Annotated in this window: 18 protein-coding genes; 10 read left to right on the top strand and 8 right to left on the bottom strand. The window is 33.0% G+C overall.

All coding sequences use genetic code 11. From position 1 onward, the window contains the following. Positions 1–17 precede the first annotated feature (17 nt). The 3 genes from ACNQGN_RS00255 to ACNQGN_RS00245 all read left to right on the top strand — a co-directional run bounded on the left by ACNQGN_RS00255 (position 18) and on the right by ACNQGN_RS00245 (position 5,115). Positions 18–2,408: a sulfatase-like hydrolase/transferase gene (locus tag ACNQGN_RS00255; RefSeq protein ID WP_417985865.1), complete on the top strand. Its 2,391-nt coding sequence runs from the start codon at positions 18–20 to the stop codon at positions 2,406–2,408. Next, on the top strand, positions 2,405–3,670 hold the full coding sequence (locus ACNQGN_RS00250) for a YaiO family outer membrane beta-barrel protein (RefSeq protein ID WP_417985864.1): 1,266 nt from the start codon (positions 2,405–2,407) through the stop codon (positions 3,668–3,670). Before ACNQGN_RS00255 ends, ACNQGN_RS00250 begins: the two co-directional genes overlap by 4 nt. A 92-nt stretch (positions 3,671–3,762) precedes the next feature. Then, the gene (locus ACNQGN_RS00245; RefSeq protein WP_417985863.1) at positions 3,763–5,115 is read left to right on the top strand and encodes a DEAD/DEAH box helicase; all 1,353 of its coding nucleotides are present in this window, start codon (positions 3,763–3,765) and stop codon (positions 5,113–5,115) included. 69 nt (positions 5,116–5,184) lie between these two features. Here ACNQGN_RS00245 and ACNQGN_RS00240 read toward each other — a convergent pair whose 3' ends face one another. Beyond that, positions 5,185–6,297, bottom strand: a complete 1,113-nt coding sequence (locus ACNQGN_RS00240) for a lactonase family protein (protein WP_417985862.1) — start codon at positions 6,295–6,297, stop codon at positions 5,185–5,187. A 182-nt stretch (positions 6,298–6,479) separates the two neighbouring features. Between ACNQGN_RS00240 and ACNQGN_RS00235 the strand changes: the two genes are divergently transcribed. Genes ACNQGN_RS00235 through ACNQGN_RS00220 form a run of 4 tightly spaced genes read left to right on the top strand, consistent with a single transcriptional unit; the run spans position 6,480 to position 10,675 of the window. Next, a complete protein-coding gene (locus ACNQGN_RS00235) occupies positions 6,480–8,408 on the top strand; it encodes a vWA domain-containing protein (protein WP_417985861.1) in 1,929 nt (642 codons plus the stop codon). 30 nt (positions 8,409–8,438) lie between these two features. Continuing rightward, positions 8,439–9,692 carry a dihydroorotase gene (locus ACNQGN_RS00230; protein WP_417985860.1) on the top strand — a complete coding sequence of 418 codons (1,254 nt, stop codon included), beginning with the start codon at positions 8,439–8,441 and terminating at the stop codon, positions 9,690–9,692. A gap of 4 nt (positions 9,693–9,696) precedes the next feature. Further along, on the top strand, positions 9,697–10,023 hold the full coding sequence (locus ACNQGN_RS00225) for a hypothetical protein (protein ID WP_417985859.1): 327 nt from the start codon (positions 9,697–9,699) through the stop codon (positions 10,021–10,023). Between the two features lie 4 nt (positions 10,024–10,027). Then, complete coding sequence (locus tag ACNQGN_RS00220) at positions 10,028–10,675, top strand: alpha/beta hydrolase (RefSeq protein WP_417985858.1); 648 nt, start codon at positions 10,028–10,030, stop codon at positions 10,673–10,675. Positions 10,676–10,833: 158 nt separating this feature from the next. Here ACNQGN_RS00220 and ACNQGN_RS00215 read toward each other — a convergent pair whose 3' ends face one another. Further along, positions 10,834–11,334: a hypothetical protein gene (locus ACNQGN_RS00215; protein ID WP_417985857.1), complete on the bottom strand. Its 501-nt coding sequence runs from the start codon at positions 11,332–11,334 to the stop codon at positions 10,834–10,836. A gap of 11 nt (positions 11,335–11,345) precedes the next feature. After that, positions 11,346–12,110 carry an MBL fold metallo-hydrolase gene (locus tag ACNQGN_RS00210; protein WP_417985856.1) on the bottom strand — a complete coding sequence of 255 codons (765 nt, stop codon included), beginning with the start codon at positions 12,108–12,110 and terminating at the stop codon, positions 11,346–11,348. Between the two features lie 95 nt (positions 12,111–12,205). Here ACNQGN_RS00210 and ACNQGN_RS00205 point away from each other — a divergent pair, with 95 nt between their 5' ends. After that, positions 12,206–13,666 (top strand): TonB-dependent receptor, encoded by a 1,461-nt coding sequence (locus tag ACNQGN_RS00205; RefSeq protein WP_416853566.1) that lies wholly within the window; start codon positions 12,206–12,208, stop codon positions 13,664–13,666. A gap of 115 nt (positions 13,667–13,781) precedes the next feature. Here the strand turns inward: ACNQGN_RS00205 and bcp are convergent, their stop codons facing one another. Then, positions 13,782–14,234 (bottom strand): thioredoxin-dependent thiol peroxidase, encoded by a 453-nt coding sequence (bcp, locus tag ACNQGN_RS00200; protein ID WP_417985855.1) that lies wholly within the window; start codon positions 14,232–14,234, stop codon positions 13,782–13,784. Between the two features lie 90 nt (positions 14,235–14,324). On the opposite strand from bcp, the gene ACNQGN_RS00195 reads away from it, so the two are divergent. Beyond that, the gene (locus ACNQGN_RS00195) at positions 14,325–14,990 is read left to right on the top strand and encodes an endonuclease III domain-containing protein (RefSeq protein ID WP_417985854.1); all 666 of its coding nucleotides are present in this window, start codon (positions 14,325–14,327) and stop codon (positions 14,988–14,990) included. Between the two features lie 113 nt (positions 14,991–15,103). Here the strand turns inward: ACNQGN_RS00195 and ACNQGN_RS00190 are convergent, their stop codons facing one another. From ACNQGN_RS00190 to ACNQGN_RS00180, 3 genes are all read right to left on the bottom strand, one after another. After that, positions 15,104–15,247 (bottom strand): hypothetical protein, encoded by a 144-nt coding sequence (locus tag ACNQGN_RS00190; protein ID WP_417985853.1) that lies wholly within the window; start codon positions 15,245–15,247, stop codon positions 15,104–15,106. A gap of 51 nt (positions 15,248–15,298) precedes the next feature. Further along, complete coding sequence (locus tag ACNQGN_RS00185) at positions 15,299–15,883, bottom strand: RNA polymerase sigma factor (RefSeq protein WP_417985852.1); 585 nt, start codon at positions 15,881–15,883, stop codon at positions 15,299–15,301. 368 nt (positions 15,884–16,251) lie between these two features. Then, positions 16,252–16,995, bottom strand: a complete 744-nt coding sequence (locus ACNQGN_RS00180; protein ID WP_417985851.1) for a glycoside hydrolase family 16 protein — start codon at positions 16,993–16,995, stop codon at positions 16,252–16,254. A 257-nt stretch (positions 16,996–17,252) separates the two neighbouring features. Between ACNQGN_RS00180 and uvrA the strand changes: the two genes are divergently transcribed. Continuing rightward, positions 17,253–20,039, top strand: a complete 2,787-nt coding sequence (gene uvrA / locus ACNQGN_RS00175; RefSeq protein ID WP_417985850.1) for an excinuclease ABC subunit UvrA — start codon at positions 17,253–17,255, stop codon at positions 20,037–20,039. 6 nt (positions 20,040–20,045) lie between these two features. Here uvrA and ACNQGN_RS00170 read toward each other — a convergent pair whose 3' ends face one another. Then, positions 20,046–20,345 carry a hypothetical protein gene (locus ACNQGN_RS00170; protein WP_417985849.1) on the bottom strand — a complete coding sequence of 100 codons (300 nt, stop codon included), beginning with the start codon at positions 20,343–20,345 and terminating at the stop codon, positions 20,046–20,048. Positions 20,346–20,502: the final 157 nt, after the last annotated feature.

Here is a 20,502-nt window from a genome sequence, read left to right as displayed (position 1 = left end):
TAAAAAAACGCAGATCTATGAAAGAAAAATTTTCTTACCAAAACAGTTTAGAATATATTTATTCAACGGTTTCTCTTATAATTATTTTTTGCTTGTTAAGTTTAATTGAAGTATTCAAAAATTTTGAGTTACAGGCGTTCGCTTATAAATTATTAAATGATTTTTTTACGGGATTACTAATCGGTTTATTCTTTTTCCCACTGTATTTACTATTAAAATATATAAAAAGTTCTTTAGGAATAATTGTAATTAGAGTACTATTCTCTATTATCGCACTTATTCAACTTGGATTGATAGGCTATAGCCTTACCACTAACATTAATCTTGGAGCTGACCTTTTAGGTTATTCTTTAAGCGACATGTACACCACTGTTACTGCATCTCTCTCCATATCATTTCTGTTATTTTTACCCTTTATAGTCCTACCGGGTGTTTACCTGGCATTGAATTGGCTCTTTCATTTATTTGGACATAAAATCAACCCGAAAATTTTACTTTTAGCCGTATTCGTTTTTGGGAGTTTAAATTTATTAATTGCGAGCTCCAATAAACCTGCTTCCCAAAACAAATTAAATTTCTTGTTGAGTGACATCATAAGAGTTAAAAACGACAGAGCTTTAGCCTCTGAAGGCACGCTCTCTTTTAAGAAAGAATTCCCTTTAGAGAAAGCGGCTGAAAATACTAAAGATGTACTGGAGCCTTTTTTCAACATTAATAAAGAAAATCCAAATCTTGTATTTATTATTGTAGAAGGGCTCGGGAGCGATTTTACTGATGATGGTGAATATAAAGGTTTCACGCCTTACCTCGACTCATTGTGTTCCAAATCACTCTATTGGGAAAATTTCGTAAGTAATGCAGGACGTACATTTGGAGCACTGCCTTCCCTAATCGGTTCATTGCCTTTTGGAGAAAATGGATTTATGGAATTGAATCCGCTGCCGAAACACAATTCACTCATCAGCATTCTAAAATCAAACGGCTATACTACCAATTATTACTGTGGCGATGAATCTACTTTTGACAGAAAAAGTAATTTCTTAGAATACAATGGGATTGATAAAATTATAGATATCAATAAATTTGGCCCTGGATATGTTAAAACAAAGGAAAATTCAGGTGGATTCTCCTGGGGTTATCCTGATGCTGAAATATACCGTAAGACATTATCTGAATTAAAAGATAAAAAACAACCTCGATTGGACATCATAATGACCCTTACCAATCACGAGCCATTTGATTTCCCTTCTAAAAAAGTGTATTTAGAAAAAGTGGAACGTATCTTGAAAACCAAATCTTATTTTGAAAAAAATAAGCTGAAAGAATATAAAGACATATTTGCATGTCTTCTTTATACAGATCAATCTATTCAAAACTTCATGGAAGCCTATTCTAAAAGACCAGATTATGCGAATACCATATTTATAATTACGGGAGATCACAGGTTAATTCCGGTTCCACAAAAAGACAACTTATCTCGTTTTCATGTTCCCTTTTACATTTACAGTCCTATGTTGAAGAAAACGGCAAAATTCAAATCTATTTCTTCACACAGTGATGTAACGCCAAGTTTAGTTTCCTTTTTAATGAATAATTACAAATTCAATAAATTGGAGAAAACGACCTGGATTGGACAGGGCCTGGACACTGTTAGGGAGTTTAGAAATACGCACAGCATTCCATTGATGCGATACAAAGGCAGTATTAATGATTATATATATAAGGACTATTTTTATTCCGATGGGAATCTATTTAAAATTGATGAAAATTTCAATATTAGTGAAACAGGAAGCGACATGACGGAAACGATAAGCAGTTCTTTTAATGATTTTAAAAAATTAAATGCTTATTTAACCACAAAGAATAAAATCACCAATGCTGCCAGCAGCTTTAAGAAGCCTACTTATGAATTTACAGTGGCGCAGCTTTCGACAATCAAAAAATTAACAAAAGGACTGGATCGTGATCAGATTTTCTTTCTGGCCAAAGACTTAGCATTCAAAAAAGAGCGCGAAAAAGCAAGATTATTATGCAATTATGTTTTGAATGACCTACCTAATTATGGTGATGTGAGAACTTTGAAAGGCAGAACACTAGCATGGGATGGTGATTATAAAAATGCTGAAATAGAATTACTTGAAGTTATTAACAGAACACCCTTTTATACGGATTCTTATTTAGCAATAATGGATGTTTATTGGTGGTCAGGCCAGAATAAAAAAGCAGTCACGATTGGTAAAAAAGCATTAGGAAATCAAATTAATGATCCTGAATTGGCTTATAAATTGGCACAAGCTTATAGAAGAACGAATAATATAAAAGATTCGAATAAAACGATTGACAGTCTTTTGAAAATACATCCCGAGAATAGAGAATACGCAACTTTTAAAAAATCCCTAAAAAAATGATTTCAAAATTAATAACAAAACTGACTTACATAATGGCATTTTTGGGTTTCTTTCAAATGTCCGGGCAAGAAATCAAATTTGACGGAGATCCGGATGCATCCTTTGAAAACGCTCGTAACTTAGCCTTTAACCAACATCGCAAACAAGCGCAAGACACCTTATTATTTATTTTGACTAAATATCCTGATTACCATGATATCCGTTCTTTTTTGGCAACAACATATTCATGGGACGGTGACTACAAAAAAGCAAGAAAAGAATTTAATTATATTTTAGAAAAAGACAAAGAAACTAAAAGCATTTGGATAGCAGCCATTAAAAATGAATTATGGGCAGACATGCCCTATGCCGCATTGGAAATGACAAACGACGCTTTAAAAACATTCTCTGATGACTCAGAATTATTGTATTTAAAGGCAAGTGCGCAAGAAAATACAAATAATCCATCAGAAGCATTAAACACTATTCAATTAGTGTTGAATCAAAATCCAGAGGATCAAAAAGCAAAAGACTATAAAGCAAGTTTAAACAATGGCCTAAGCCAAAATGCAATAGGAATAAATTCTTCCGTAGACATCTATTCCGATGTTTTTGATCCAATGCAATATTATGCGTTAATGTACAGACGACAAACAAAATATGGAAGCATTATAGGAAGAGTTAATTTTAATAGACGGTTTAATGAAAATGGCTTGCAATATGAAGTAGATTTATACCCAAAAATTGCTAAAGGTCTTTATGCTTATGTTAATATTGGTTTGTCCAAATCCTTTCTATTTCCAGATATAAGGTATGGTATAGAATTATATAAATCTTTACCAAAAAGCTTTGAAGTTTCTTTAGGATTAAGAACTTTGAAATACAGCACAACGACAAACATATATACAGGCTCTGTGGGCTGGTACACGGGAAATAGTTATTTGTCTTTTCGTCCCTATTTCACTCCGGGAGATACAGGAACCAGTAAATCGGGTACTTTCACCTACCGCAAATACAAAAGTGATGCAGATAATTACTTAGGTGTCTCGCTTAGCGTAGGCTTTTCACCTGAAATAAATCAGTTTAACATCAATGAGGACGCGGCAAAATTCGTCGACTTAAAGGCCCAGAGAATTAATCTCGGATACTATTTTACTTCATCCAATAAACAAAACGCTTGGGGAACCCAGTTTGGCGTTTCACACCAGGAAATAATTTTTGACCAGGGAAATTACTTTTGGATTTATTCAGTTGCATTATCCTGGGAGTTAAAATTCAAGTAAAAACGCTACAAAAAGACCTTCCTACTAGCGGATTGTGGTTGATTTTATAACATTCCTTTCAAAAAGACTATCTTTGCACAAAATTTAAGCAAATGAGTACTTTCGAACAATTCAATCTTCCTAAATCTGTACAAAAAGCAATAGATGATTTAGGATTTACTTCTCCAACTCCCATCCAGGAAAAAACCTTTTCTGTGATAATGTCTGGAAGAGATATGATGGGAATTGCACAAACAGGAACCGGTAAAACATTTGCATACCTATTGCCTTTATTAAAACTATATAAATTCACCCCAGGACATACCCCTAAAATAGTAATTTTAGTTCCTACACGTGAGCTTGTAGTGCAAGTTGTAGAAGAAGTAGAAAAATTGACAAAATATATGTCGGTACGTACCGTTGGTATTTTTGGAGGTGTCAACATTAATACTCAAAAAACAACCGTTTATCAAGGTTGCGACATACTAGTGGGAACTCCCGGAAGAATCATGGATTTAACATTAGATAATGTGATTCGTTTTGAAGAAATGCAAAAGCTTGTAATCGATGAGTTTGATGAAATGCTTAATTTAGGTTTTCGTACCCAGTTGACATCTATTTTGGCCATGATGCCAAAAAAACGTCAAAACATTCTGTTTTCTGCAACTATGACGGATGAAGTAGATGCTATTTTGAACGACTATTTTGATTATCCACAAGAAGTTACGCTTTCAGCATCAGGTACACCATTAGAAAACATCAAACAAATTACCTACCAAGCTGCTAATTTCAACACCAAAATAAACCTTCTAAAACACTTGTTAGAAATCAATGAGGACATGAGTCGCGTTTTGGTTTTTGTCAATAACAAGAAAATTTCGGATATGGTCCACGAACGTATCGAGGAAGATTTTGAAGGTCAGTTTGGAGTGATTCACTCGAACAAATCTCAAAATTATCGTTTGAGCACGATGGCTTCATTCCAAGAAGGAAATTTACGTGGTCTTATCACTACTGATATTATGGCAAGAGGTTTAGACATTTCTAACATCACCCACGTTATCAATTTTGAAATGCCTGAAATGCCCGAATTATATATGCATAGAATTGGTCGAACCGGTCGTGCCGATGCAACAGGAACAGCAATAAGTTTTATCGCACCCCGTGAAGAAGAATATAAAGTGGAAGTGGAAGTATTGATGAATATGGAATTAGAAATCGAACCTTTTCCAGCAACAGTTGAAGTCTCATCTAAATTAATCGAACCTGAAAAGGACAGACAACCGATTAAGTTTATGATGAAAAAACAGAAACTTGAAGGTGATGGCGCTTTTCAAGAAAAAAGTAAAAAGAATAAGAAAGTCAATTTGGGTGGACCTGGTGTAACTAAGAAAAAAACGCACGGTTCTGTCAATAGAAATATGTTAAAAACCAGAGACAAAAAGAGAAAAGATAAAAATAAATAATTTGGAGAAAAGGCTAAAAATGACAATCATTTTTAGCCTTTTTTTATGGTGCTTCTTATGCATTTTAAATTAATTTTTTGTAAAAACTAAACAAACCGGAGCACATAAAGCAATTCTCTTTTTAGTGTCTGTAAGTAATCCCGTGCTTTTATTTCTTTTAAAAATCACAATATCATTAGTATAATGATGCGCTACCAAAAGAAATTTTCCAGTAGGATCTATCGCAAAATTCCTAGGTCCTTTTCCCAAAGTACTCGTTTGATCTTTCAACAGTAATTTTCCGTTTTTTAGAATTTTAAAAATAGAAATGCTATTTGCTTCCCCTCTGTTCGTAGCATATAAAAATTTCCCATCAGGTGAAATGTGAATATCGGCAGCACTAGAAGTTCCTTTAAAATCTTTTGCTAAAATAGTAGTTTCATCTATTTTTTCTAATATTCCGTTTAAATAACTAAAAACAGTTAATGCTCCGTCTAATTCTTGCAATAAATAAACAAATTTTCCGTCGTTACTAAACGTTAAATGTCTTGGTCCACTTCCTGATTTTACTGAAACACTATCTTTAATTTTCAAAACTTCAGTCGTGGCATTTGGATTGTACATATACGAGTATACTTTATCATTCCCTAAATCATTAGACAATACAAACTTTCTATCCGGAGAAAAATGAACCATATGAACGTGAGGACCTTCTTGTCTTTGTTCGTTACTTCCTTTTCCGAAGTGTTGTACTACTTGCTTTGCTTCAGAAATACTTCCGTCGCTGTTTTTACCAAAAACCGAAATATTCCCACCAGAATAATTGGCAACAATTACATTTTTATCATCATTGATAATATAACAAGGATCAGCCCCCTTGGCACTTTGCTTGTTGATTAAATCTAATTTTCCAGTCAAAGGATTATAACCAAAAGAACTCACGGTACTTGCTGTACCGTTTTCATTTACAGAATAAACATAATCATTACTTTTAGAAACAGTCAAATAACTTGGGTTTACAACATTTTCAGTCGCATTTTTAAACTTAAAATTCGCAGTATTTGAATCAAAATCATAGGTGTAAATTCCTTTACTATCACAGCTGTTAGTGTAAGTTCCAATTAGCAAATTGAATTTATTTTTTTGTGCTTGCATATTTGTAAAAACGAAAATTAAAAGAAGGACAGCAAATGAATTTTTCATGTTTTAAAATTTTATTAAAAAGCTAAAATACATAATATATTTATATTGAATACCGATTGTTTATTCCTTTGAAAAATTATAACAACATCAAGGGAAACTGTCAACTAATTTGTATTTTTGAATAATGAAATTCAATGAACTCCATTGAAAATAAAACCCAGTGAAGTAAATTTGAAATCAAAATGCATTTTAAACATCCCGAAATTTTATACTTCCTATTCGTATTAATTGTGCCTATTTTGGTTCATTTATTCCAGCTACGCCGTTTTAAAAAAGAATATTTCACTAATGTTCGTTTCTTAAAAACACTTTCTATACAAACCAGAAAAAGTTCTAAAATCAAAAAATGGTTACTACTAACCTGTCGTTTATTATTGCTCACTTCTATTATTGTGGCATTTGCACAGCCATTTTTCGAATCAAAAGACAGTAAAAATGCAACCAATGAAATGTATATCATTCTGGACAACTCGTTTAGTATGCAGGCTAAAGGGAAAAAAGGGGAACTACTAAAACGTGCAGTTCAGGAATTACTCGAAGAAACCCCAGAAAACCTGAATTTTTCTTTACTAACGAATTCTGAAAATTATTGGAATACAGATATTAAATCTATTCGCAGTTCTTTGCAAAACCTTAAATACAGCGCTACTCCTTTTCAATTGGATAATATAATGGCAAAGTTAAAAGCTCATAAAACTGCTTTCAAAAAAGATATTGTTATTATTACCGACGCTATTGGACTAGATGAAAAACAGTTGAAAAATAGTGATAAAGAAAATCTACCTCAATTCATAATTTTAAAAGCGGAACAAAAAAACAACGTTTCCATTGACAGTGTTTTCATTACTAAAACATTAGATAGTTTTTATGAGATTACGGTCCAATTATCGGGCCATGGTGAAGGTTTCAATCCAGTTCCTATTTCTTTATACAATGACAGCAAACTTATTGCAAAGACGATAATAACGTTAGACTCAAAGAAAAAAAACCATAATTTCACAATTCCAAAACGAGCCTTTCATGGTTATTTTTCCATTATTGACAATGGTTTGAGTTATGATAACACTTTATATTTTAGCATATCAAAAACGAAAAAAACAAATATAATTAGCATTGGCGAACCAGAAAAAAGCAACTTTCTTTCCCGAATTTATACCAAAGAAGAGTTTAATTTCAATAATTATACTTTAAGTTCACTCGATTATAACAAACTGGAAGACCAAAATACAATTGTTTTAAATGAATTGGACGAAATTCCACAAGCGCTCAAAACCACTTTAAAATCGTTTGTAGAAAATGGAGGCAATTTAATTGTGATTCCATCAGCTGCAGCTTCAGTCACTAATTTGAATTCTTTTCTGTCGAATTTTGGAAACCTAAAGTTCAATTCTTTAGAAAACAAAGAAAAACCCATTACGAAAATCAATTTTAATCACCCTATATTCACTAGTGTTTTCGAAAACAAAGTCAACAATTTTCAATATCCAAAAACAAAAAGTTCATTTGTTTTATCCGGTGGAACTCCTGCCGCTTTATCTTATGCCGATCAAAGTGCTTTTCTGGCATCAATAGAAAATTCGATGACAGCTGTTTATGTTTTCTCAGCACCAATTAACACCTTCAATTCAAATTTTCAACAATCGCCATTGATAGTCCCTACTTTTTACAAGATGGCAATAAACAATCAAAGAAAAACTATAAGTAATTTGATAATCGGAAATAATAATCCGCATCTGACAGAAGCCTCCTTGAATAAAGACGACATTCTAACTGTTAAGGCTGCAGAGGAGCAATTTATTCCTATCCAACAAATTCTGAACAATAAAGTAAAAATGATTTTCAATGATTCTCCGGAACAAGCGGGGAATTATAGTATTTATAGTAAAAAAAATTGGTTAGAAAATATCAGTTTTAATTATAATCGAACCGAAAGTAATTTGGACAAAACCAATGAAAATATACTATCTGACTATAAAACAACAGCGTCCATAACAACATTTTTTGATACGATACAAACTGACAGAACCGATAATCAAATTTGGAAATGGTTTGTTATCTTTGCACTGTTATTTCTAATAACCGAAATGGCAATTATACGGTTCGTGAAGTAGAGCCCAATTTCAAATAATTAAACAAGCACTATGAATATAATCATCAGAGAAGCAAAAATTATCGATTCGAAAAGTCCTTTTCATAATAAGACAGTAGATATTTTAATTGTTGATGGTTTTATAAAAAAAATTGGAAAATCACTTCCAAATTTAGAAAATGCAGAAGAAGTAAAAATTGATAATTTACATGCGTCGCAAGGCTGGTTTGACAGTAGTGTTTCACTTGGAGAACCTGGTTTTGAAGAGAGAGAAACGATTTCAAACGGACTTGACGTAGCTTCTAAAAGCGGCTTTACTGCAATAGCATTACAGCCTAATTCCTTCCCTATTATAGACAATCAATCCCAAGTAAATTTTGTGGTAAACAAAGCACAAGGATTTGCTACACAACTTTCCCCGATAGGCGCTTTGACCAAAGGAAGTGAAGGAAAAGACATGGCAGAATTATATGATATGAAAAAAGCGGGTGCAATTGCTTTTGGGGACTATAATAAGAGTCTGGACAATGCTAATTTGCTAAAAATCGCCTTACAATACGTACAAGATTTTGACGGATTAGTTATTGCTTTTACGCAAGACGAAAATATAAAAGGTAACGGAGTGGTTAATGAAGGTATTGTTTCTACGAGATTAGGTCTAAAAGGAATCCCAAATCTTGCCGAAGAATTACAAATTGCAAGAAATTTATTTCTCTTAGAATACACCGGTGGAAAATTACACATCCCAACTATTTCGACTAAAAAATCAGTTCAATTAATCAAAGAAGCGAAAGCCAACGGATTAAATGTAACGTGCAGTGTTGCCGTTCACCATTTGGTTTTAACAGATGAAAAATTAGAAGGATTCGATACTAGATATAAAGTTTCGCCACCACTTAGAACAGAAATTGATAGAAAAGCTTTGCTGAAAGGAATAAAAGACGGAACAATTGATATGATTACTTCCGACCATAATCCGATAGACATTGAGCATAAGAAAATGGAGTTTGATAGTGCAAAAAACGGAACAATTGGCTTAGAAAGTGCTTTTGGTGCTTTGATGACAGTATTACCTTTAGAAACCGTTATAGATAAATTGACGTCGGGAAAATTGACATTTGGTATCGATATCCAAACTATTAACGAAGGCTCAAAAGCAAACATTACCTTATTCAACCCGGAACCAAAAAGTATTTTCACAAAAGCCTCTATTCTCTCAAAATCGAAAAACTCCGCTTTTTTGGGAGCAGAAATTAAGGGTAAAGTCCACGGAATTTTGAATCAAGGAAAATTAATTCTAGTATAAAAATATGAATAACAGTATTGAAGAAGGAAAGACAGCCGCAATAACAAGTTATATTTTAGGAATTGGAGTATTTATAGCAATGTCCATGAATGCCGAAAATAAAAATGCATTTGCCTCATTTCATATCCGCCAAGGATTGGGACTCACTTTAACTTTTATATCATTAGGATTAATCATTAGCAATTTTGATAGCTTAATGATTTCGGCGCCTATGTGGATCTTTGTTTCTGTATTATGGTCTTACGGTATTTTTAGTGCTATAAAAGGCGAAACAAAACCTGTTCCTCTTTTGGGAACTTATTTTCAAAAATGGCTTAAAAACATATCATAATAAAATGAATTTATCTTTAGAATATAAAATACGAGAACCAAAAATAAAATTAGATAAAAACCCACTTTTACTTTTATTACATGGCTACGGCAGCAACGAGGAGGACTTATTTTCGTTTGCGGCTGAACTTCCTGATGAATACTATATTATTTCAGCAAGGGCTCCGTACAGTATGCAATATGGAGCTTACGCTTGGTACGCTATTAATTTTGATGCTGATGAAAATAAATTTTCAGATCACGAACAGGCAAAAATTTCAAGAGATTTAATTGCTCAATTTATTGAAGAATTAATTCAGAAGTATCCAATTGATTCTAAAAACATTACATTGGTTGGGTTCAGCCAAGGTTCGATTTTAAGTTACGCGATAGCGTTATCTCATCCTAATAAAGTCCAAAGGGTCGTTGCGTTAAGTGGTTATGTAAGTGAACCAATTTTGGAAGAAAACTACTTAAGAAATGATTTTACAAAACTTAAGATATTCCATTCGCATGGAACTGCAGATCAGATAATCCCTATCGAATGGGCCCGAAAAACGAAACCTTTTTTGGATAAATTAGGTGTAAAATCCACCTACAACGAATATCCAGTTGGCCATGGTGTAGCACCACAAAATTTTTATGATTTTAAAAAGTGGCTGGAAAACAACTAAAACCGTTTTCCTATATTTTTAATTTCCCTTTTCCCAACACTAGTAATCCAAGTAATCAATTGCCAATTATTAGCTAATAGTTGGCTTTCACCTCCTAATTAAATCCTCTTTTGGATTCATTTTCTTTGTATAATTATTAAAAAAACGTCTTTCCCTACTTATTTTTGATACAATAATGACTGATTTACTTCAAAAGTAATGCTCTCATCATCATTGACAAAGTATTTTAACAATACTTCACCCCAAATTTCTCCGTCACTAAAATCGGCAATAATCCAACGATGGTTTAAGATCCTTACCTTATTGATAATAAATTTATTTGCCCCGATTTTATCCTGCCCTACATAGGGATTCCCATTAGGATTTGAATTATAATCCAATAATTTCTCGGTTACAACTGGAATTAATTTTTCATATTGAATTATCTTTCCTGAATTTGAAGATTCAAAATAATTTTGGGCATTTTCATTTTTTTCCAATGAAAAATAATTGGCATCCGCTACTTTATTTTGAACTGAATTTAAACTATCCTTCAACTTTGTAGTCACTCTTTTGTATCTATCTTGTTCAAAAGTAACTTCCTTACTTAAAAACATGTAGGTATAAACATTAAAAAGTAGGGCTAAAATAAAAGCGTAAAGCAATAATGATTTTTTCATTTTAAGACTAATTAAATTGTAATTTCCAGATTATCATACGCAAGGAAAACGTTTTCCGGAAGTCTTTTTTGTACGTCTTCGTGAAAACCAAGAATATGACTGATGTGAGTAATATAGGCTTTTTTAGGTTGGACCAAAGTTATAAAATCTAATGCTTCCTGCAAATTGAAATGTGCAATATGAGATTCTTCACGTAAAGCATTTATAACTAACACTTTTAGATTTTGTAATTTTTCAATTTCAACTTCTTCTATAGTTTTAACATCTGTCAAATAGGCAAAATCGTCAATCCTATATCCAAAAACCTGAAGCCCTGCATGCATTACATCCACCGGAATAGCAGTTTTATCACCAATTGAAAACGGCTGATTATTGACAACTTCGATTGTTGCTACACAAGGTGCTCCCGGGTATCTGTTTACGGTTTCAAAAACATAATCGAATCGTTTTTTTAGATTATCAATTACCCTTTGATGCGCATAAATTGGAATCTCACCGTGTTTAAAATTAAACGGACGAATATCATCCAAACCAGCAGTATGATCGGAATGCTCGTGGGTAAATAAGATTCCGTCAATTTTCGGGCAATTTGAGGAAAGCATTTGTTGTCTAAAATCAGGTCCGCAATCGATTACGAAAGAGTAATTTTCCCAAGAAACCCAAACTGAAACCCGCAGTCTTTTATCCTTAAAATCAGTACTTTTGCATACTGGATGATTACTTCCTATAACGGGAATACCTTGTGATGTACCGGTGCCTAAAAAATATACCTTCAATTCTCTTAGATTTTTTTACAAAAATAGGGTTAATTCTCTTTCATTAGAAACCTATTTAACTAACTTTGCAACATATTAGCCATATTTAAAACAAAATGGGTACTGAAATAAAATTAAAAGGTGACAAAGTCATCGAGCAAATTCCTTCTATAAAAGACAAGGCTCTTCGTATCAATTTAAATGAAAACATTTACGGAACTTTCGCAGAAATTGGTGCTGGGCAAGAAACTGTAAGACATTTTTTTAGATCGGGCGGTTCCTCAGGAACCATTGCAAAAGCGATGTCTGCTTACGACAAAGACTTTAGTGATGCAGTCTATGGAATAGAAAAAGATGGCCGTTACGTAACCGAAAGTCGTCTTAAAAAAATGCTCACCTTTGAGGGGCAATTAATCGAAGAACGATTAAGCAGAGAGAAACATCCCAATAAAATGTTTTTCAGCTATGCCAATACAGTTGCTACGATCGATTTTGCAAAACAATTTAAAGGACATGGTTGGGTGGGTATTCGGTACCAAATTGAACCTGATGAGGATTACAATGAAATTATCATTCATATCCGTTTTAAAGAAACCGATGTACGCCTACAACAAGAAACTCTTGGTATTCTTGGTGTTAATTTAATTTATGGCGCTTACTATAAATACAATGATCCAAAGCGTCTGTTGCGCTATTTATATGATCATTTAGATAAAGATCAGCTAGAAATAGACACTATTAATTTCTCAGGGCCACGTTTTGCAGATGTGGATAATCGTTTGATGAGTTTACAACTTGTTAAAAATGGAATGACTGATGCGGTTATGTTTAATCCAGATGGAAAAAACATACTTCCTGCAGCCATATTATACAAAAAAAACATTCTTGCTTTTAGAGGAAGTTTTCGTCCAGTTACAAAAGTAAACATGGATATGTATGAGAAATCATTAAAAATGTTTCTGAATGAGAATAAAGTGGAAGTTGATAATACACTCGTTGTTTTTGAAATTACACTTTCGAATTTACGCTCAGATGGAGAAATTGACGAAAGAGATTTTATGGATCGCGCAGAATTACTTTGTTCATTGGGACAAACGGTAATGATCTCTAATTTTCAGGAATATTATAAAGTGGTTGAATATTTTGCCAATTATACTAAAGCCCGAATGGGATTAGCGATGGGCGTAAATAATTTGGTTGATATTTTTGATGAAAAATACTACCGTCATTTGAGCGGTGGAATTCTAGAGGCTTTCGGAAAATTATTTTACCGTGATATGAAAGTCTTTTTATATCCAATGATAGGCGAAAACGGTGAAATTATTACCTCCGACAATTTAAAAGTACATCCTAGAATGAAAGAATTGTACAAATTCTTCAAATTCAATGGTAAAGTTGTTGATATTGTAGACTATGATCCTAATATTCTGGAAGTATTCTCTCGTGAAGTACTTAACATGATAAGTCAAGGAAAACCAGGATGGGAAACTATGCTTCCTTCCGGTATTGCTGAAATAATCAAGGAACATCATCTTTTTGGATATGATCCAAGTAAACTGCTAAAAGAAAGCAACTAGCATTTAGGTTTCAGATCGAAAATGTCTAAGAAAAATTATATCAAAAAAGCCAGTAAAGTATTTTATCTCTTTCTTGGCTTTTTTTTCTTGAATATGTCTTCTGAAATCGGAAAACTTATTTTAATATCTGTGCGGCATGCGCTTTGGTTTTTACGTCCGCAATTACCTCTTCGATAATTCCATTTTCATCGATTACAAATGTGGTTCTGTGAATCCCGTCGTATTCTCTTCCCATGAATTTCTTTGGGCCCCAAACTCCAAATGCCTGAATTACTGATTTATCTTCATCAGCCAACAACGGAAAAGGAAAGTCATATTTTTCTTTGAATTTAGCCTGCGCTTTTTGCGCATCGGCACTTACTCCCAGAAGTTCATAATTATTAGCTTTAAAACGCTCAAAATTATCTCTTAGATCACAGGCTTCGGCGGTGCACCCGGGTGTATTGGCTTTTGGATAAAAGAAAACCACTAGTTTTTTCCCTTTATAATCCGATAATTGATGTGGCTTTCCGTCTTGATCCAGACCAGAAAAATCAGGTGCTTTATCTCCTTTTGTTAATGTTGTCATTAGCTGTTTTTTTTTTATTTGTTTGAATTGAAATGAATTTTGTTATTGAGATTGAAATTGTTTTTCTTTACAAATCAAATTTAATGAATAATGAATAAAGAAGAACGGGTAAGGTTTGTTATAAATACGTTAAAAGAGTTATATCCAACGATTCCTATTCCGTTAAACCACAAAGATCCTTATACTTTATTAATTGCGGTTTTACTTTCAGCGCAATGTACGGATGTTCGCGTAAACCAAATCACGCCTTTACTTTTTGCTAAAGCGGATAATCCCTATGATATGATAAAAATGTCTGTGGAAGAAATAAAGGAAATCATACGTCCGTGTGGCTTGTCGCCAATGAAATCAAAAGGCATTCACGGTTTATCTCATATTTTAATTGATAAGCATGGCGGAAAAGTACCGCAGAGTTTTGAATTTTTGGAAGAATTACCAGCTGTCGGACATAAAACCGCAAGCGTGGTAATGTCTCAAGCTTTTAACGTTCCAGCTTTTCCTGTCGATACGCATATTCATCGATTAATGTACAGATGGAATTTGACAAATGGAAAAAATGTTGTTCAAACAGAGAAGGATGCAAAACGTATTTTCCCAAAGGAAATATGGAATGACTTACATTTACAAATCATTTGGTATGGAAGGGAATATTCCCCAGCACGCGGTTGGGATATAGATAAAGACATTATTACCAAAACCATTGGAAGGAAGACTATTTTAGAGGAGTATTACAAAAAACAGAACTCCCATAAATAGGAGATTCCACTAATTTATTAAATAAAATTAGTGGAATCTGGTTATTCAAGTCTTAAAAATCAGAAGCTTGAATTTTTCAATACAAGACCATCCAATACTTAAATAGGTCTTTTTTAATTAGATATAATTTCGAAACTTTTATCTTCTATTTTTATTATGCTTAACGCTTTTGAATAATTCAATAAAAAAGAAACGATTTCTTTCTCGGGCTTCATCTTGCTATTAACTAATGATTTTTTAGAGTAAATTTTTGCCATATTGTAATAAATTTGTTTTTATAATACAACGCGGCAAATTTTGATTTATTGTTAATTCGTCAAAACAATTTGATGTTTATCAATAACTTTTCTTAGATTCATTAATGCGTAGCGCATTCGACCTAAAGCAGTATTGATACTGACTCCAGTTGTTTCAGAAATTTCTTTAAAACTCATATCCTGATACATTCTCATGACCAAAACCTCTTTTTGATCTATTGGAAGCTCTTCGATAAGTTTTTTCAAATCCATTTCGACCTGTTCCGATATTATTTTGTTTTCTATCGTAAGAGAATCATCTGACATTATTGAAAAAATAGAAAATTCCTCTGTTTCTCTAAACATTGGCATTTTTTTAGTTTTACGATAGTGATCCACAATAAGATTGTGAGAAATTCTCATCACCCATGGTAAGAACTTTCCTTCTTCATTATAAGAGTTTGATTTTAAGGTTTTTATTACCTTAATAAAGGTATCTTGAAAAATATCATTCGAAGTATCTCTGTCAGAGATTTTAGAATATATAAAACCGTAAATTTTTGATTCGTGTCTTTTGATTAATGAAGCTAAGGCATCTTCATTACCTGCAACATAATCCTGAACCAATAATGCGTCTGGAAGTTGTGTATTAGCCATAGTTATACCTTTTAGTTTTTAATTAAAATTGGAGAAATTTTCTCTAAAAAGTAGTTTTATACTATAGGCTAATGATTAATTAAGGTTTATTTTATCGCTCAAATTTAGCAAATAATTATTTTAACAAGCAAATAAAGTTTAGAAAAATTAACATCTAAAGAATAAAGATGTTAAAATCCAGGCTAAGATTTCACGTTCGGGTGGTATAAATATACGCAATAACAAGATGAAAAATTACTTTTTTTTAAACTATTATGTTAAAAAAAGTAAAAAAACGCATCTGCAAATCTATTTAACAAGAAATTTAATTCTATATAATAAACGTTAAGCTACCCTTTTTGATGCCTCTTTTTTAACTTTTTAATAATTTATTGATACACTCTAATGTAATCAACAATAAAATCTTGTGGAAAAATAGTGTCATCCACTTTAGGCCCACCAAAATCCCCTCCAATAGCCATATTAATAATAAAATAAAATGGTTGATTAAAAGGCCAGGTATTCTCGTTTTTAATTTCAGGTTGAAACGTATATACTAGTATGTCATCTACGAAAAAGTCCATTTTGTCTTTTGACCAATCCACTGCGTACACATGAAAACCTTTCTCAATATTTTGAAATTTTGTTTTCCTCGTATTAATAGTATTTCCGTGACTGTCTTGGGTATGCAAAGTTGTAAATACCATATGAGGTTCCCTACCGATATATTCTAAGATATCAATTTCACCACTTTTTGGCCAGCCAACTTCACTAATATTTGAACCCAGCATCCAAAATGCAGGCCAAATACCGTAACCAACTGGTAATTTAGCTCTTGCCTCGAACCGACCGTACTGAAACTCTTTCTTACTTTTTGTTGTAATCCGTGTTGAAGTATATTTCTCTCCTTCTTTTTTTGCAGTAATGACTAATTTTCCTTTAGTTAGTTTATGATTTACACCCGTATACAATTGTCTCTCATTATTACCCCAACCACCGTCACCCAATTCAATATTCCAAGTTTCCTTATTCAAGGTTTTTTCTTTGAAATTCTCCTCCCAAACTAGTTTTCTTTTAGGCTGTTGTGCAAAACAAAAGTTTCCAATAAGAAGCAGAATAAATATTTTTTCCATTTTGATTTAGTTAGAATATTGAAAATCGCATTCTAGAGTTTTTGCAGAGCTCTTCTGATGGTAACTCTAACATCTCCTGGTTTGCCATTTAGCATTTAGCAGTAAAATCTTGAATTGTTTTGTTATCTATCGTAAAAGTAATCATTTTCGTTTCATTGCGTTGCAATTCGACTGCTTTTACCATGTCAAATTTGTAATTTGTTCAAACTATTTTGTCCGATGAAAATTGACTACTTTTGTGAAAATTAATTATTTTTATGCAAGTCGACCTTTCTAAATTAGATCCTAAGAAAAATATTATTATCAAAGGCGCACAAGTACATAACTTAAAAAATGTAGATGTTGCGATTCCTAGAAATAAATTAGTTGTTATAACAGGGCTTTCCGGATCAGGAAAATCAAGTTTGGCGTTTGACACTCTTTACGCTGAAGGGCAACGCCGTTACGTAGAAAGTCTGTCGTCCTATGCGCGACAATTTCTTGGTCGATTAGACAAGCCAAAGGTTGAATATATAAAAGGAATTGCTCCTGCAATTGCTATCGAACAAAAAGTAAACACAACAAATGCACGTTCGACAGTAGGAACTTCAACGGAAATTTACGATTATATAAAATTATTATTTGCCCGAATTGGGCGCACTTATTCTCCTATTTCTGGGAGAGAAGTAAAAAAAAATACGGTTACTGATGTAGTTAGTGATGTAAAAAGCTTTGACATTGACAGTAAATGGATGCTCCTTGCTCCTGTTCATCTGGAAGAAGGCAGAAAACTGGAAGACAAACTAAAAGTACTTTTACAACAAGGATTTGCGAGGATTTTGGTTAATAATCAAATGGTTCGTTTAGACGAGATAGACCAACATTCTTTAGACAATAGCGATATAAAACTCATTATAGATCGAATAGTTGTCAAAGACGAAGAAGAATTCTACAACCGGCTTGCCGATGCGGTTCAAACTGCTTTTTTTGAAGGCAAAGGAATTTGCTATTTACAGGAATTAAATTCTGATAAAATTTTTTCTTATTCTAATAACTTCGAATTGGATGGAATCAATTTCTTGGAACCAAACGTTCATTTATTCAGTTTTAACAATCCTTACGGCGCATGTCCTGTATGTGAAGGCTACGGAAATATTATAGGAATTGATGCCGAATTAGTGGTACCAAACACAACTTTATCGATATTTGAAAATGCTATTTTCCCCTGGAGAGGTGAAAGTATGAGCTGGTTTCGAGACCAGCTGGTAAACAATGCTTACAAATTTGATTTCCCTATCCATAAACCTTTTTATCAATTATCTGAAGATCAAAAAGAATTGATTTGGAATGGAAACAACTATTTCCAAGGACTAAATGATTTCTTTAAGGAATTAGAGGAGAAAAATTATAAAATTCAAAACCGTGTTCTACTTTCTCGTTATCGTGGCAAAACTAAATGTTATTCCTGTAAAGGCAAACGCTTGCGAATAGAAGCTTCTTATGTGAAGATCAATTCCAAAACAGTTTCTGATTTAGTTGATTTACCTATAAAGCATTTGGTTAGCTTTTTTGAAAGCATCGATTTAGACGTTTACGAAAAACAAATTGCAAAACGATTATTAGTGGAGATCAACAACCGTTTGTCTTTTTTGACCGAAGTAGGATTAGATTATCTGACATTAAACAGAAACTCTGCTACCCTCTCTGGTGGAGAATCGCAACGCATCAACTTAGCAACCTCCCTGGGAAGCAGTTTAGTGGGATCCATGTATATTCTTGACGAACCCAGTATTGGTTTACACCCAAAAGATACAGAACGTCTGATAAAAGTATTAGTGTCGCTTCGTAATTTAGGAAATACTGTTATTGTTGTAGAACATGATGAGGATATCATGAAAGCGGCCGATATGATTATTGATATTGGTCCGGAGGCAGGAACCTTTGGTGGTAATTTAGTTGCTCAGGGCACGTTTGATGAAATCCTTAAATCAACTTCACTTACTGCGAAATATTTGAATGGTGATTTAGAAATTACTGTTCCAAAAAAACGACGACCTTTCAAAAATTTTATTGAAATAAAAGGGGCAAGAGAAAACAATCTGCAAAATATAGATGTCACATTTCCACTAGATGTATTGACAGTTATCACTGGAGTGTCAGGAAGTGGAAAAAGCACGCTTGTCAAGAAAATTCTATTTCCTGCCATGCAAAAAAAATTGGAAAATGTTGGTGAAAAAGCAGGTCACTTCACTGAAATGACTGGCTCATTTTCGCAAATAAAACATATTGAATATGTAGATCAAAATCCAATTGGACGAAGTTCCCGCTCTAACCCTGTGACTTATATTAAAGCATATGATGATATTCGGGAATTGTATGCCAAAGAAAAATTATCAAAAATAAGAGGATATCAAGCTAAACATTTTTCTTTTAATGTTGATGGCGGCCGATGTGAAACTTGCAAAGGCGAAGGTTCGATAAATGTAGAGATGGTTTTTATGGCCGATGTACAATTGCCTTGCGAAACCTGTAACGGGAAACGATTTAAGAAAGAAGTTTTGGAAGTCGCTTTTGAAGGAAAAAACATTCATGATGTTCTTACTATGACTATTGATGATGCGATTGCCTTTTTTATAGCAAACAAGCAAACTAAAATCACTCAAAAACTGCAACCGCTACAAGATGTGGGATTAGGGTATGTACAATTAGGACAGTCGTCTTCTACTCTCTCCGGTGGAGAAGCCCAGCGTATAAAACTTGCTTCATTCTTAGTAAAAGGAGCAACAAAAGATAAAGCCCTTTTTGTTTTTGACGAACCTACAACAGGCCTGCATTTTCATGATATCAAGAAACTATTGGCTTCATTTGATGCTTTGATAGATAAAGGTCACTCGATACTTGTAATCGAACACAATCTTGATCTTATAAAATGTGCCGACTGGATTATTGATTTAGGTCCCGAAGGCGGAGAAAATGGTGGACAATTATTAGCTGTTGGAACTCCCGAAGAGATTGTGAAAATAAAAAAATCAATCACTGGAAAATACCTAAAGGATAAATTATAAGAAAGTCTATTCAGAATAGCATTTTTCTTCAAATGTATTCCCATCCTCATCGATGGCTATCACTATATTTTTTTCTTTAGAAGAAACACAAGTTAAATAAATCCAACCAACGGACCATACACCTAATGTCAAACAACAAAGCAAAAAATTAAAACCGTGATCAACTTCTTTTCTACCTTTTGATAAAACCGCAAAAGGCAAAGTATCATTTCTTTCTATAATAGTAAATCCATGGTGGATTTTATTAGCTAGGATATTAGAAAATTTTTGTAAACTTTCTTCGTTTATGTATTGATGGCTTTGCATAATCATTGGGGTAAATTACTTTAGCTACTTATTATTGTTTTTGAAAATATTTAGTAAAAATATCATTTGCAAAAATAAGGGTGATACCTCATTTCCACAATACCCACTTCTAGTGATTTTTCCAATAGCAGTCGTCATGTCTAAAACTTAAAATAGT

Origin of the sequence: Flavobacterium rhamnosi, assembly GCF_048286515.1 — a bacterium.
Taxonomy (GTDB): domain Bacteria; phylum Bacteroidota; class Bacteroidia; order Flavobacteriales; family Flavobacteriaceae; genus Flavobacterium.
Note: the sequence above shows the minus strand (reverse complement) of the source record. Positions and strands in the feature narration are given on the sequence as shown.

Excerpts from the sequence above, each read along its gene's own strand:
- ACNQGN_RS00255 (WP_417985865.1), top strand. The coding sequence starts at position 18 with ATGAAAGAAAAATTTTCTTACCAAAACAGTTTAGAATATATTTATTCA.
- ACNQGN_RS00250 (WP_417985864.1), top strand. The coding sequence starts at position 2,405 with ATGATTTCAAAATTAATAACAAAACTGACTTACATAATGGCATTTTTG.
- ACNQGN_RS00245 (WP_417985863.1), top strand. The coding sequence starts at position 3,763 with ATGAGTACTTTCGAACAATTCAATCTTCCTAAATCTGTACAAAAAGCA.
- ACNQGN_RS00240 (WP_417985862.1), bottom strand. The coding sequence starts at position 6,297 with ATGAAAAATTCATTTGCTGTCCTTCTTTTAATTTTCGTTTTTACAAAT.
- ACNQGN_RS00235 (WP_417985861.1), top strand. The coding sequence starts at position 6,480 with ATGCATTTTAAACATCCCGAAATTTTATACTTCCTATTCGTATTAATT.
- ACNQGN_RS00230 (WP_417985860.1), top strand. The coding sequence starts at position 8,439 with ATGAATATAATCATCAGAGAAGCAAAAATTATCGATTCGAAAAGTCCT.
- ACNQGN_RS00225 (WP_417985859.1), top strand. The coding sequence starts at position 9,697 with ATGAATAACAGTATTGAAGAAGGAAAGACAGCCGCAATAACAAGTTAT.
- ACNQGN_RS00220 (WP_417985858.1), top strand. The coding sequence starts at position 10,028 with ATGAATTTATCTTTAGAATATAAAATACGAGAACCAAAAATAAAATTA.
- ACNQGN_RS00215 (WP_417985857.1), bottom strand. The coding sequence starts at position 11,334 with ATGAAAAAATCATTATTGCTTTACGCTTTTATTTTAGCCCTACTTTTT.
- ACNQGN_RS00205 (WP_416853566.1), top strand. The coding sequence starts at position 12,206 with ATGGGTACTGAAATAAAATTAAAAGGTGACAAAGTCATCGAGCAAATT.
- bcp (WP_417985855.1), bottom strand. The coding sequence starts at position 14,234 with ATGACAACATTAACAAAAGGAGATAAAGCACCTGATTTTTCTGGTCTG.
- ACNQGN_RS00195 (WP_417985854.1), top strand. The coding sequence starts at position 14,325 with ATGAATAAAGAAGAACGGGTAAGGTTTGTTATAAATACGTTAAAAGAG.
- ACNQGN_RS00190 (WP_417985853.1), bottom strand. The coding sequence starts at position 15,247 with ATGGCAAAAATTTACTCTAAAAAATCATTAGTTAATAGCAAGATGAAG.
- ACNQGN_RS00185 (WP_417985852.1), bottom strand. The coding sequence starts at position 15,883 with ATGGCTAATACACAACTTCCAGACGCATTATTGGTTCAGGATTATGTT.
- ACNQGN_RS00180 (WP_417985851.1), bottom strand. The coding sequence starts at position 16,995 with ATGGAAAAAATATTTATTCTGCTTCTTATTGGAAACTTTTGTTTTGCA.
- uvrA (WP_417985850.1), top strand. The coding sequence starts at position 17,253 with ATGCAAGTCGACCTTTCTAAATTAGATCCTAAGAAAAATATTATTATC.
- ACNQGN_RS00170 (WP_417985849.1), bottom strand. The coding sequence starts at position 20,345 with ATGCAAAGCCATCAATACATAAACGAAGAAAGTTTACAAAAATTTTCT.